This window comes from Shewanella japonica, assembly GCF_002075795.1.
In the GTDB taxonomy this organism is placed as follows: Bacteria; Pseudomonadota; Gammaproteobacteria; order Enterobacterales; family Shewanellaceae; genus Shewanella; species Shewanella japonica.
The window spans coordinates 2,808,857-2,822,132 of sequence record NZ_CP020472.1; the positions used below are offsets into that span (position 1 = coordinate 2,808,857).

Below are 13,276 nucleotides of genomic sequence, written 5' to 3' on the forward strand. Positions count from 1 at the left end.
TGGCATTAATGCTCTATTAAAGCATTAGCTCGGCGTTGATATTGTGTAGATTAGTGCTGATGACCGCCTTCACCATGTGAATGGCCATGAGCAATCTCTTCATCAGTGGCTTCACGGATATCAACCACTTCAATGTCAAAAGTTAATTCACGGCCTGATAAAGGATGATTGGTATCAATCGTCGCCATAAACTTACCCACTTTAACAACTGTGACTTGGCGTTGACCTTGCTCAGTGTTAACAATCGCAGGCATGCCCGCTTTCCAGACTTTCGCACCTTGTAAATGCTTAACCGAAACTCGCTGCTCAGCCGATTCCATACGTTCACCATAGGTATCTGCTGCAGGCGGTGTCACGCTGAATTTCGCGCCAGCTTCTTTGCCAGCAATGGCATCTTCAATACCCGGCATCATGTTGTCATGGCCATGTAAATAAGCGATTGGCGAACCACCTTCGTTGGTTTCAATTACTTCGCCTTGTTCATCGCGTAATGTGTAGTTAAAGCGCACTACCATATTATCTTGAGCTGTCATCGAATATCCTTAATTCACTTCGATTTCAATAGTTGCCGCAGCTTAACAAATCGACTAACAAGCTGCCAGCAAAAAGCCGATGTTAATCGGCTTTGGTAATGATTTAGCGATTATCTGGTAAGCAAACAACACGACTCATGACTTTTTGATACCTATCTTGCTTATCGCTCACTTCGCTGCGTTACTGACCGTTAAATGGACTCTGGGTTATTGGTTACCAATATCCATTCCCAATGCCGCAAAGGTTTTCTCATCAGGAAAACCATCAGCAATTAAATTTTTGCTGCGCTGAAATGCCTGTACACCCGCAATTGAATTACGCCCCAGCACACCGTCTGGTTTACCTACATCAAAACCAAGTTCATTTAATTTGGCTTGCATTACTTTAATATCACTACGATTGAACATACCATGCTCTGGCGCACTAACATGTAAAGGGGCAGCGCCATTGATACGATCTGCCAAATGACCGACTGCAATGGCATAAAACTCTGAACGATTCCAACGCATAATCACATCAAAATTGTCATACCCTAAAAACGCAGGCCCTGTATGACCAGATGGAACATACAAAGAGGCTTTCATGTCAGGAGTTGATAACGGCTTGCCGCTAGTTTGGGTGATATTCAATGCAGCCCACTGGGTTAAAGGCTGTGAGTGTTTTCGTCCAAGATATTGATAATCATAATTCTCGGGCAAGGTCACTTCTCGACCCCAGCGCTCGTTAGCTTTCCAACCTAATTGCTGTAAAAAGTTCGCCGCTGACGTTAATGCATCTGCTGTGCTGTTCCATAAATCCACTTTACCATCGCCATCGCCATCTACAGCATATTTGGCATAGTTTGTCGGCATAAATTGGGTATGCCCCATAGCGCCAGCCCATGAGCCAACCATGGTCGCGTCGTCAAAGTTATACTTTTCTTTTAATTTTAATGCTTGCATTAATTCATTAGTAAAGTAGTCACTGCGTCGAGGATCGCACGCTAATGTTGCTAGCGAATTGAGCACCGACATTTTACCTTTATAGCCGCCAAAGTTAGTTTCTAACCCCCAGAACGAAATAATGTATTGCCCAGGAACACCATACTCTTTAGTTAACTTGTTAAGTAATTCACGGTTTTCAGCCAGTAACCGACGACCTTCTTTTACACGCCAATCAGTTACGCGTTTATTAAAGTAATTACCAAAGGTTTGGCTAAATTCTGGTTGCTGGTTATCAAGCTCAATAACACGAGGAATAAACTTCAGGTTAGCCACGCTAGTATTGATAGTTTGCTCAGACAAACCCTCACTGCGTGCTGTTACTTTGAGTTTATCGACACATTGGGAAAAATCGTCAACAGCTGCAATAGATTGAAGACTAACAAAACAGCTAGAAAAGAATAACGCTGACTTTAAAACGGAAGAATACTGTGAACTCACCATAAATGAATACTTCTACAAATAATGACTGTCCACATCGTGACTGATAGCGATACAGGAAACAAGAGCCTATAAGGCTTAAATATCGAAATTATGTGTTTATCTGGTTAATTAAGCTTCATGTTTCATCAGCTTTTGTCACATTAGATTAATAGTGTTTTGTATTGAATAGAGTTACCGTATAATCGACACGTTAATTGAATTCATCAAAGAGACTAATCATGATTGAACAAACCCCTGCTGTTGCAAGCTTTATTGAGAACGTTAAAGAACACCAAGTCCTTTGGGGCTTAGCCGATGAAACGGGCGAAGGTTGGGTTGTCTGTGACTCTTCTGAATTTGAAGAAACTGATGTGATGCCATTATGGTCAACTGAAGCACAAGCTGCTGGCCACTGTACTGAAGAATGGGCAGACTATAAAGCGGTACAAATCAGTTTAAATGAGTTTTTAGAGTATTGGGTTGGTGACTTAAATGAAGACGGCGTATTAGTCGGTATTGATTGGGTTGCTAACGAAGATTGTGTAGAAGTTGACCCTATCGTCCTTGCTAAAGAGCTTGTAGACGTAGAAGCGGAATAAGCACTGCGCTGTTAACAGCCACATAATACAAAGCTGCTAGATGTCATCGCAAATCTGTGATGCTTGGCAGCTTTTTTATATAACGTCATGTCATATAGGCCAGTAGTGAATCATTTACCTCCTTTAGTCGACATTCCTTTTGATCTCAGACATCAATGTTGGTTTTGTGCAGAGCCATGCAATGATGTGTTCAGCTATTATGCAAAACCAAGCACGCCACATCCTTCGCTAACGCTACCCGCATGCACTGAATGCAGTCGGCTTGCTAAAAAGCACCTCTTAACGTCGATCTGGGATTGCCGTGATGCCGTTAAAGACGATTTAATGAAGATTTACCACAAAGACTTGGCCATTGGTATTAATTGGACTGAAGAAGAGCTAGCAGAGTCTGGGTTTGACTGCCGTATTTTATCAGGCTTTAAAGAAAGTGCGTGGATGATGTATCAAATAGCCAAAGGACGCATCAACGCCAAAGGTTGGCCGTTAGTACTTAATGGTATTGATATTGAGCAAGGCTACCAACCCCAGTTTGAATTTGACGGACTTAGTTTTAATTCATTAAATAAAGCCATTACTCATTACTGCGACACACTGTCATTGAATAAGCATTTACTTTGCGAACTCCTCAACATTGTCGGCAAAGAGAAATTTGCTTACGCTATCAGGTTATGCCGCATGAACATTGGTATTACCCGTGAGCATCAAAAGCTATTGTTACAACAAGTTAAAGAAGAGTTTGAACAATAATCTTGCTTGAATCCAGTGGCAAAAATAAAGGCTAATCAACAATGATTAGCCTTTATTTTTTAATAGTTTGCGTTTTAAATCGTTAACTCTCTCATTGTTACTTTAATTATCTAATTCCGATAATCATTAACCCAATAAGGTCTTTAATCGTTTTTGCACAACATCAACCAATAAATCAGGTTGGAATTTTGAAATAAACTCATCACAGCCCACTTTTTCAACCATTGCATGGTTAAAGCTACCACTTAGAGAAGTGTTTAAAGTGATATATAAGGCGCTCATTTTCTCATCTGCGCGAATTTCTGAGGTAAGCTTATAACCGTCCATTTCAGGCATTTCCGCATCAGTTATCATCATCAAAAACTCAGTAGTGACATCAATGCCTTCTGCAGTTAACTTTTGTAAATAGTGTAACGCTTGCAAGCCATCCGACGCTTCAATAATTTCAATACCTAACTGACTTAATGTGTCTCTGACTTGTTTTCTTGCCGTAGAGGAGTCATCAACAATAAGCACTTTTTTACCCGGCATATGCTCTGCAAGTTGTTCATCTAATACGCCATCTGACAAACTAATATCGTAATCAATAATTTCAGCAAGCACCTTTTCGACATCAATGATAGACACCAATCGCTCAACATCATTCTCGGTTAACTTGGTTATTGCAGTGAGGTAGTTGTTCGCGCCCGCTGACTTTGGCGGCGGCATAATGTCGCTCCAGGTCATGTTAACGATATGCTCAACTTTGCCTACTAAAAAGCCCTGCACACTGCGATTATATTCAGTAATAATTAGGTTACAATCTTCAGATACAGGCATCGGGCTAAACCCAATCGCTCCTCGCAGATTTATCACAGGTATCGACATACCACGTATGTTGGCTACGCCACTAATATTGTTGTTACTACCAGGTAAGGCACTGAGTGCTGGTAACTTAACGACTTCTTTGACTTTAAAGACATTAATTGCGAATAATTGAGTTGCGCTTATTTTGAACAGTAGTAATTCCAACCGGTTCTCACCCACTAGCTGGGTGCGTTGATCTACAGTATCAAGAACTTTCTTCATTATTATTTCTCAGTTAACTCAACATCGGCTTCACGTAAATTATAAAATGATTTACATCAAAAAACTGCTGACTTCATCGTAATTACTCAGTGTTTTGCAGAAAAACATACCAATTTGCATGTAAATTAAACAATCACATTTTGAATAAGATCTTATCGGCCAAAATCGACGTATCATTAGTTTAAATTACTGAAGTCTTTGGCTGACATCAGAAAAAGCCCCTTGCTACAGACATAAAGGAAATATGATGCGTAAACAATTCATTAAAACTATCGCCTCTGCTGTATTACTTTTATCTACCAGTGCTTGCACCATGCTCGACACTAAAGTCGACGTTGTGGATGATTTTCAGCTAACCAATTACTTAGGTGCATGGCACGAAATAGCTAGACTCGATCACTCCTTTGAGCGAGGTATGAACCAAGTCACCGCTAATTACAGTGTAGAAGGCGACAAAGTCATAGTGATCAATAAAGGGTACTTAACAGACGCACAAAAATGGAAAGAAGCAGAAGGTAAAGCCTACTTCATTGAATCTGAAAAAATAGGTCGCTTAAAAGTCTCTTTCTTTGGCCCGTTTTATGGTGCATATCAAATCCACGATTTAGTTAAAGACGATAACGGAGACTATCAAGCATCATTAGTCATTGGTCCCAATAACGAATATGCGTGGATTTTAGCCCGTGACACCGTGATTTCTGATGATGTTAAGCAGCGTTTTGTATCCAAAATGCGCACATTGGGCATTAACGAGCAAGACCTTATTTGGGTAAGCCAAAACTAACCAATAAATAATGATCATAGTGTTATTTGTATGCGTATATATAGTTGATTTAAAAATAAACCTTAGCCGACAAATAACACTTTCATCATATAGGTGCTGTTATGATACTACCTTTGTTTCCGCTTTCGATTTGCTTACTACCTCAGGGGTTTACGCAACTTAGAATTTTTGAACAACGCTACAAACGTCTAGTGACTGAGTCATTAAAGTCTGGCGAAGGTTTTGGACTGTGTATGCTAAACAGCAAAAACGAACTGATGCCAATCGGTACTTGGGTACACATTATTGATTTTGAAACGTTAGATGATGGTTTACTCGGGATCAGTATCCAAGGACAGCAGCGATTCAAAATCAATGATTTCAACATCGAAGATGATGGCCTTAAACGTGGCAACGTAAGCCTGTTACCTGATTGGCCAAATTCTGACATCGTGCCCAATCAAAAGTTCTTGAGCGAAACCTTGCAGCAAATACTTGAACAATACCCAGCTCAGCTGTCCCATTACAATAAACAAGATTTCGATAACATGTCCTGGGTATGCCAGCGTTGGTTAGAAATAATGCCGATTACCGCAGAAGAAAAATATCAATGCATTAATAGTCATAACCATAAAATGACCGAAGAATTACTTACAAGCATCATTAAGTAACCCAAGCTAATACCACAAACACTGACGTTATACTCTTTCTAGAAATTTTTTGATCCATTCCTGCCGTCTCACGTAATGGTAAATAACAAGTGCATGATTGATTGGTAAAACAAATGCTAATACAGCTAATACAGCTAATACAAACCCTTTCGTCTTTTATGTACATCACCAACGTCAGAATATGCGAGCGAAAATAAATGGAAAATTTTCAATCACAAACTGTTCAAAGTCGTTATGATAAAGGCATGTTATCTAAAAATAATAATGCCATGACGACAAATGATTCCAGTGACAATAACGCAATTGATAATCAAGCCAGCAACGATGAAGCCAAGTACCTTGCAGATTTAATGATGCAAGTGGCCAACCAGCGTAGTAAAGCTGCTTTCGCCAAGTTATTTGCTCATTTTTCTCCCAAAATTCGTGCTTTTGGGGTTCAGCGTTTAAGCCAACAAGGTTTAGCAATGGATCTCGTTCAAGAAACCATGACACGAGTGTGGACCAAAGCGCATTTATACAACGCCGATAAAGCCGCTGTGAGTACCTGGGTGTTTACCGTTATGCGAAATCAATGCTTCGACATGCTTCGTAAAGTACAAAATAATCGTGAAGATGCGTACGGTGATGACATTTGGCCACTATTTGAATCTGATGAGAGTGATGAAACCGATAACGACTTCAAATTATCAGCCACATTACTAAAACATGTTGATGACTTACCTCCATTGCAAAAGCAAGTGGTACAAGGCATCTACATGCAAGAATTAACGCAGCAAGAGCTCGCTGACAAATTAAAAGTGCCCATTGGTACAGTTAAGTCAAGATTACGTTTAGGTTTAGAAAAGTTAAAAGGCTTCATGGAGAAACATTATGATTAAGTACCACCCAAATCAGGAATTGTTATCGCTCCATGCGAAGGGTCAATTACCGTTATCTTTATCTATCGCGGTATCAGCACATTGTGAGCTGTGCCCTCAATGCACTGAGCAATTAATGGCGTTAACTTTAAAAGCCTCTGACGACAGCTTTTCACTGGCGCCGATGTCCTCTATCGACACTGATAGTTCTGATTTAGACGCAGACTTAGATGCCCTACTCGCTGACATGATGCAAGATGACGTACTTGAAGCAAAAGAAGTTGAAGCAAGTAATCAAACTCATGTTGCTAGCCATGTTAACGTAACGATTAAAGGACATGAATACACCTTACCTCGAGCGTTTAGCCAGCAAATTAACAACAGCTGGCAAGGTATCGGTAAGGTCAACCGGATACGATTAGACACAGGTGAAAAGCAAGCGAGAGCGAGCCTGCTGCACATTGCTGAAAATGGTGAAATTCCACAGCACAGTCACAAAGGCCAAGAGCTAACCTTGCTACTCGCTGGTGAATTTAGTGATGAGTACAATACCTATACAGCCGGTGACTTTATCATGCTTGATTCTGAGCATGAACATAGTCCTAAAACCATTGATGGTTGTTTATGTTATACCGTCGTCGATGCACCTTTATACTTTACTAAAGGTATCAGTAAATTGCTTAATCCAATCGGTGAACTAATTTACTAAATAGCCAATCAAAATGTTCATAAACAGCCTGTATTTCAGGCTGTTCTATTTTGATAATTAGCGAATTAATACTAGGTAATCAGCTTTTAAAGTAGGCTTCTTAATAACAATGCTCAAACCTTATGTTTAAACGTTCGTAAACTCGATACGAAATGACATAATTGAGGGATACCATTTAACAAAATAGCGAAGTTAACCACTCATTAGCACACTGAATTAGTGTAACTTTATCAACACCCTTTCAGTTTTAGCTTAGTTTTTATACGACAAAAAGACGTATCGCTCACCTTTTAGTCTTAAACTGTTCTATTTTGTAAAATATGTATTGCTATATTAAAAATATACGCATATTATCCACAATGTTATTAAGTTAACTTGTATTTAACTGTTTACCCTTCTGTTATTCATAACTGCACTCGTAAACCCACACTACAAGTCACGCCTTTTGGTTAAACATTGTCATTTGTTTGTCATATGCCTGTGTTCAACTAGACAAAGCAAGTAAGTTGGCGATTAAAATAAATAATCAACACGACTTGTCAGTGTAATAAGCACAGTTAACTTAAGCACACACATTAGCTTCAATAAGCCCAAACTTACGCAACACAACTGCTTAAGGATATTTATTGTTATTACTTACTCACCAGATAGGTGAAAATTAAAAAAAGGAGTGTGGCACATGTCATACAACATTAATGGTCACGAAATTACAGTCAATTTCCCTGTAAATTCAATATCATCAAACAAAAACTCAATAGCTTTTACTGACAGCCAAGGTAAAACTAAAACAACTTTTTCAAAGCGCACTGAAGCGTTAAAATTTATGAAATGGTTGATAACGGCTAACAAGTAACACCTTCCATAACGCTTGCGTTATTCATTTGCTCAGTTACTCAATAAACATCGCTTCTCGGTATTTCCTCTCACACTTTACCGGACGTTTATTAGAACTGAGCAACATGAAACAACCCCATTCGCTTCACTTCCAGCACTAATACTTAAACAACTTTCTTTAGCTACATACAGTTAACTTACTGACCATATTTGCGTATATACCTAGCTAGCATACTTGGATTACCCAATAAACCACCTTGGTGTAAATACATAACAGGCCAAGTATTATCGACAGTTTCCGCTTTATAATCTTTATTTAAAAAATGCTCCAGCATGATAAATCCCACGGGATCATAAAGTAACTCAAACTCAATGCCAGAATCACTCACACGACGCCACATGTCATAACACTGTCGATTAAGCTTTCCAAAGTGATACTTAGTGCCATTTGATACAATATGCGGGTGAAACTCACTCTGTGAGGTTAACTGAGTAAACTGATGCGTTAGGTACTTGTTTCCCCCCACGCAACTGCAGGTTATTACATTAACTGTTACAGTAGGCTGACTCGCCTGCGGAAGGTAGCGCTTAAAAAATCGTTGCAAGAATAATGCTGTTGTGCCCGTACCTGAAGGCAAAAACAGATTTAATCTAGTCATATTCTGCTGATGCATCCAACTCAAAATTTGCAGGCCTAATGTTTCAAGCCCTTCTGCAGCATACTCACATCGTCCACCTTCAGGAATATAGATCTCATTCGCAGATGCTTGCTTCGCTAAATCTGACACATAGCTATCAAGATTGCCGCTTACATATTTAGGTTTCTCGACAATATTGGCGCCATTATTAAGCGCTGCTAGGTAGTTCCCCTGTGGGTTTTGTTTAAGATAATCAGCGATATGATCCACATGATAATCTAACTGTCATCCGCGCAACTTAGCCAACACTGCAAGTGAATGTAATGAATTAGCTTGAGGTGAACCGTATCCAATAACCTTATTGATATGAGGAAAGTCCTGGGTCAAGAAAAACTGAAACTTACGGGCTTTGTTTCCGCTAAAATCAGGATGAATCAAGTCATCTCGCTTAACAAAAACCTCACGATCAGCAAATCTCATTTTATCAACGGGCGTGTCGATTGAGATATCCGCAAGAGATACATTAGAGCCAGCTGCAAACATAAGTAACGTCGCTTAAATAAAGAGTTATAGTCTGTAGTGGTATTTTAACTAACTATTAGCGATTTTCGCTATCATCAATTGTCGACAGCCCAAACTAAGTCAAGTAATGTCTTCTAACCTTCTAAATAAATCAAAATAAAATCAATAATTATCAAACACTTAAAAGAAACTGAAAACTAATAAAAATATTGGCATAATTTTGGCTTTCTAGTGATTATTATCACCAATGGAATATTGGTCATTTCATTAACCAGTTTTGTATGACTTAGGGAGCACCAATGTCAGTCTTGAGATTAATTTTTAATATCGCATGGTTCATCATGGGCGGATTTGTAATGGGTCTAGCATGGTGGCTAGCAGGCTTATTGTGCTTTATCAGTATTATTGGTATTCCATTTGGCCGTGCTTGCTTCGTGATTGGTGAAATGGCGTTCTGGCCATTTGGACAAGAAAACGTTAACCGTAAACATTTAAAAGGATTTGAAGATATTGGTACTGGTCCATTGGGCATGATTGGCAACGTTATTTGGTTCTTATTCTGTGGTATTTGGCTCGCGATTGGTCACTTAACCCATGCTGTAGCTTGCTTTGTTACCATTATCGGTATTCCGTTTGCAATACAACACGTAAAACTCGCACTACTGAGCTTAACACCAATTGGCCAAACCGTTGTGGCAAAAGAAAGCTACTAACAAGTCACTGATGACTGAAAGCAAAGATATTGGACAGTAGCGTTAAAACAAAAACACCTTATATTCAGCTAGTAGATTATGAGGTGTTTCTGTTCAGTTTTAGATAGAGTAAACCATTCTAAATTTCGTTATTTTTGTGGTTAAAACCAGCAATAAAAAACTCTACTTTGCCACAAGATTTACAGGCAAACATATCAAAATCTTCTTTATTAACAAACAGCTCGCCAAGTTCACCTAAAACGCCCCAGCGCGTACCTTCATGAAAACTTTTAGTACCAATAAATGTAAGGCTACTCTTGCATCGAATACAATCAATACTCGCTTTGTTAGGTGAAGCGACTGGCGCTGGTTGACCCTTTTCCACAGTTACAATTCCAACAAACTTGAAAGCCATCATCATCAATGACGGTATTACAATTTTCGCATGTCCACGACATCCACTTTCTCCTATGACGCTAACACACTAACAATATACTGAAATTCTGCTTCAGTCACAGGTTGAACACTCAACCTTGTCCCTTTACTCACTAATACCATATCAGCAAGATGAGGATCAGCTTTAAGCGTTTTTAAGGTAATAATCTGCTTAAAGGTTTGCCGATAAGTTAAATCCACTGCAACCCAGCGCGGATTTTCAATATCTGATTTAGGATCATAATAACTTGACTCATTATCAAAAGCACTCTGGTCGGGATAAGGCTCAGATGATACTGTCGCCAGGCCAACAATACCCGGCACTTTGCAACTGGAATGATAAAACAATACCGTATCGCCCACTTTTACCGCATCGCGTAAAAAGTTACGCGCTTGGTAATTACGGATCCCTTCCCAAGGTTCAGTTTGGTTTTCACATTGCTGTAAATCGTCAATACTGAACTCGTCTGGCTCAGACTTCATTAACCAATACGCCATTTTGCAATCCTATTGTTTAAGCTACTTTTGATGAGTGTTGTAGTAAGTTTCTTTTTTTAGATCTTTGATTTTGCAATCGGAAGAGATGCATCACTGCCCCACTCACTCCACGATCCATCATATAAGGCAGCATCATATAACCTTGTATCTGCACCACTTGATATAAGCGCTACCAAGCCAATACAAGCAGTAATCCCTGAGCCACAGCTAAATACAACCCGCTTACTATCTTCAGGTAATATGCTGGAAAATAAATGGCGCAATTCAGTAGGACGCTTGTATGTATTACCATTTAGCACATTGGCAAAAGGGAGATTTATTGAGTCAGGAATATGGCCGCTTCTCACCCCTTGTCTTGGTTCATCAACCAAGCCATTAAAACGCGCAGTAGCCCTAACATCAATCACACTAAATTTTTTATCAGTGAGGTTGATTAACACTTCTTGTTTTGACACAAGCTGACGAGCATCGAAACAAGAGTCCATAAATGAGATAACATCACTGCCAACATTAACTAGGCTTTCTACGTTTTTCGTATCAATAGTTAGATATTCAGATGAAGTTGGATAGCCCTGTTTAATCCATTCAGGCAGTCCGCCATCTAAAATAAACACATTACTCAAACCAAACGTATGAAATATCCACCACGCACGTGGAGACGAATATATTCCCTGATTATCATATAAAACAAGTGTTGAATATTCTGAAATACCCAGCTTATTGATAACCTTATTCACTTGGCTTTGGCTCGGAAATGAGTGCACACCAGCACTGTCGGTATCGACTAAATCTACGTTAATATCAAGAAAATGACTATTAGGTATCGTCACTAATTCATCATAAATAATTGGTTCTTTGCCAATCACCTTATCCATACTGACATCAATAATCATCACAGCGTCATCATTGCATTTTTCATACAAGCAGCTAACGGACATTAACGGGTAGTTAATTGGTTTTCGATTCATGTATTTTCAACCGTGCTTTAATTAGCTAATTACTACTCATTGTTTTTTGATACATTAACACAGTGAAAAGGTGAGGTTTAAGCTGGCTTGCAAAAGAATTTTTAATTGGGATATGCAGTTGCTTCCCTATCAATATGCTTCACAAAAGATGGCAAAAAACGCCACGACTTCGGCCTTTCAGCTCCCTAACGGCAATGGATACAAAAACACGATAAAGACGTGCAATTCACAAGCTTTTATTGAGTGACAGTAGATACTTGAATGCTAAGTTAAACGACTGTCGATTGATGTTGTTTACTATCAAACAATGCGAACTCTTCTAAAATAAGATCGGTAAATAATTGCCCCGCTCGCCCTAACGGCCGCTCCAGTGTAGACACCAATTGTGGGGTAAATCGAAAGCGGTGGCCACCAACAAAATCGACAATGGCTAATTGCTGAGTTTCAATTAACTCACTGATTAAAAACTCTGGCATCCAACCAAAACCTAAACCTTTTAATAAGGCGTTTTTCTTCATGATAAAGCCAGATAGGTAAAACACTTTATCACCGCCAAATTGCAGTTCGTCTCGCTGCTTTGTTGGTGATGAATCTTCAATGGTTAATTCAACATGTTGCTGCAGCTCTGACAAGCTCACATTACTTTTATTAGCTAGCGCATGTTGGGTTGAACACACCAATAAACTGGTGACAGTCGGCAATGTGGTGGCAGAAAAATACGGCGCTGCGATATAGTCTTTCACTAGCATTAAATCGGCTTTATCTTGCTCAAATCTATGTTGCACCCCGCCTAAAAATTCCATATTAAGTTGCACTTTCGTCGGCACATTATTCTCTGACATACGTTTTAGGGCAGTCATGATTGGCTCCATTGGTAATGCGCCATCAATCACGAGCTCAAGTTTCGGCTCCCAACCTTCGCTAAAGCGGCTGGCTAAATGCTCGATATTGGATAAATGCTGCAACAAACGCTGGCCTTCGGCCAAAATCACGCGTCCTTCTGGTGTGAGCTCTGCACGATACTGTTCTCGATTAAATAATTCGACGCCTAAATGCTGCTCGAGCTTTTTAACTTGATAACTCACTGCTGATTGCGCCTTGTGTAGTTTTTCGGATGCTTTAGCAAAACTTCCTTCTTCAACAAGTACTTGCAGTACATTAAACGCTTCAACATCAATTTTCATCGTACACCCCAAGCTCAGTTGCTGTTCAGTTGCCGTGACACTCTTGTAAACAAAATAATACCATCTAAAAATCTGATGGAGTTACACGCTTTATTATTCTTTTTTTTGTTCATACTAGCAACTAAATTGATAACTAGATCACAAAGTGGTTGAT

Annotated in this window: 17 protein-coding genes; 8 read left to right on the forward strand and 9 right to left on the reverse strand. The window is 39.4% G+C overall.

Going from position 1 to position 13,276, the window contains the following annotated elements; translation table 11 throughout:
• Positions 1 to 50 precede the first annotated feature (50 nt).
• Positions 51 to 533 carry an FKBP-type peptidyl-prolyl cis-trans isomerase gene (locus tag SJ2017_RS11980; RefSeq protein WP_055023284.1) on the reverse strand — a complete coding sequence of 161 codons (483 nt, stop codon included), beginning with the start codon at positions 531 to 533 and terminating at the stop codon, positions 51 to 53.
• 207 nt (positions 534 to 740) lie between these two features.
• Entirely contained in the window at positions 741 to 1,958 is a 1,218-nt protein-coding gene (locus SJ2017_RS11985) for a lytic murein transglycosylase (protein ID WP_055023285.1), read from the reverse strand.
• Positions 1,959 to 2,176: 218 nt separating this feature from the next.
• On the opposite strand from SJ2017_RS11985, the gene SJ2017_RS11990 reads away from it, so the two are divergent.
• Both SJ2017_RS11990 and SJ2017_RS11995 read left to right on the forward strand, forming a co-directional pair.
• Positions 2,177 to 2,536 carry a DUF2750 domain-containing protein gene (locus SJ2017_RS11990; protein ID WP_055023286.1) on the forward strand — a complete coding sequence of 120 codons (360 nt, stop codon included), beginning with the start codon at positions 2,177 to 2,179 and terminating at the stop codon, positions 2,534 to 2,536.
• A 105-nt stretch (positions 2,537 to 2,641) separates the two neighbouring features.
• Positions 2,642 to 3,283 (forward strand): hypothetical protein, encoded by a 642-nt coding sequence (locus SJ2017_RS11995; RefSeq protein ID WP_244899683.1) that lies wholly within the window; start codon positions 2,642 to 2,644, stop codon positions 3,281 to 3,283.
• Positions 3,284 to 3,409: 126 nt separating this feature from the next.
• Here SJ2017_RS11995 and SJ2017_RS12000 read toward each other — a convergent pair whose 3' ends face one another.
• A complete protein-coding gene (locus SJ2017_RS12000; RefSeq protein ID WP_080915914.1) occupies positions 3,410 to 4,351 on the reverse strand; it encodes a chemotaxis protein CheV in 942 nt (313 codons plus the stop codon).
• Between the two features lie 247 nt (positions 4,352 to 4,598).
• On the opposite strand from SJ2017_RS12000, the gene SJ2017_RS12005 reads away from it, so the two are divergent.
• The 5 genes from SJ2017_RS12005 to SJ2017_RS21470 all read left to right on the forward strand — a co-directional run bounded on the left by SJ2017_RS12005 (position 4,599) and on the right by SJ2017_RS21470 (position 8,204).
• Positions 4,599 to 5,135, forward strand: coding sequence for a lipocalin family protein (locus SJ2017_RS12005; protein WP_080915915.1), 537 nt, complete (start codon positions 4,599 to 4,601; stop codon positions 5,133 to 5,135).
• 101 nt (positions 5,136 to 5,236) lie between these two features.
• Positions 5,237 to 5,785: an LON peptidase substrate-binding domain-containing protein gene (locus SJ2017_RS12010; RefSeq protein ID WP_055023290.1), complete on the forward strand. Its 549-nt coding sequence runs from the start codon at positions 5,237 to 5,239 to the stop codon at positions 5,783 to 5,785.
• 197 nt (positions 5,786 to 5,982) lie between these two features.
• Entirely contained in the window at positions 5,983 to 6,663 is a 681-nt protein-coding gene (locus tag SJ2017_RS12015) for a sigma-70 family RNA polymerase sigma factor (protein ID WP_080915916.1), read from the forward strand.
• Positions 6,656 to 7,351 (forward strand): ChrR family anti-sigma-E factor, encoded by a 696-nt coding sequence (locus tag SJ2017_RS12020; protein ID WP_080915917.1) that lies wholly within the window; start codon positions 6,656 to 6,658, stop codon positions 7,349 to 7,351. The genes SJ2017_RS12015 and SJ2017_RS12020 overlap by 8 nt, the downstream gene beginning before the upstream one ends.
• Before the next feature lie 679 nt (positions 7,352 to 8,030).
• Entirely contained in the window at positions 8,031 to 8,204 is a 174-nt protein-coding gene (locus tag SJ2017_RS21470) for a hypothetical protein (RefSeq protein ID WP_102527949.1), read from the forward strand.
• A gap of 178 nt (positions 8,205 to 8,382) precedes the next feature.
• Here SJ2017_RS21470 and SJ2017_RS12025 read toward each other — a convergent pair whose 3' ends face one another.
• Positions 8,383 to 9,093 (reverse strand): 1-aminocyclopropane-1-carboxylate deaminase/D-cysteine desulfhydrase, encoded by a 711-nt coding sequence (locus tag SJ2017_RS12025; protein ID WP_338057664.1) that lies wholly within the window; start codon positions 9,091 to 9,093, stop codon positions 8,383 to 8,385.
• Between the two features lie 15 nt (positions 9,094 to 9,108).
• Positions 9,109 to 9,366, reverse strand: a complete 258-nt coding sequence (locus SJ2017_RS21915) for a hypothetical protein (protein WP_338057665.1) — start codon at positions 9,364 to 9,366, stop codon at positions 9,109 to 9,111.
• Between the two features lie 278 nt (positions 9,367 to 9,644).
• Here SJ2017_RS21915 and SJ2017_RS12030 point away from each other — a divergent pair, with 278 nt between their 5' ends.
• A complete protein-coding gene (locus SJ2017_RS12030) occupies positions 9,645 to 10,058 on the forward strand; it encodes a YccF domain-containing protein (protein ID WP_055023294.1) in 414 nt (137 codons plus the stop codon).
• 118 nt (positions 10,059 to 10,176) lie between these two features.
• Here the strand turns inward: SJ2017_RS12030 and SJ2017_RS12035 are convergent, their stop codons facing one another.
• The 4 genes from SJ2017_RS12035 to SJ2017_RS12050 form a co-directional block, all read right to left on the reverse strand.
• Entirely contained in the window at positions 10,177 to 10,422 is a 246-nt protein-coding gene (locus SJ2017_RS12035; RefSeq protein ID WP_240433794.1) for a hypothetical protein, read from the reverse strand.
• An 83-nt stretch (positions 10,423 to 10,505) separates the two neighbouring features.
• Positions 10,506 to 10,970 (reverse strand): EVE domain-containing protein, encoded by a 465-nt coding sequence (locus tag SJ2017_RS12040; protein WP_080915918.1) that lies wholly within the window; start codon positions 10,968 to 10,970, stop codon positions 10,506 to 10,508.
• 56 nt (positions 10,971 to 11,026) lie between these two features.
• Positions 11,027 to 11,938: a sulfurtransferase gene (locus SJ2017_RS12045; protein ID WP_218919237.1), complete on the reverse strand. Its 912-nt coding sequence runs from the start codon at positions 11,936 to 11,938 to the stop codon at positions 11,027 to 11,029.
• Positions 11,939 to 12,207: 269 nt separating this feature from the next.
• The gene (locus tag SJ2017_RS12050) at positions 12,208 to 13,122 is read right to left on the reverse strand and encodes a LysR family transcriptional regulator (protein ID WP_080915919.1); all 915 of its coding nucleotides are present in this window, start codon (positions 13,120 to 13,122) and stop codon (positions 12,208 to 12,210) included.
• Positions 13,123 to 13,276: the final 154 nt, after the last annotated feature.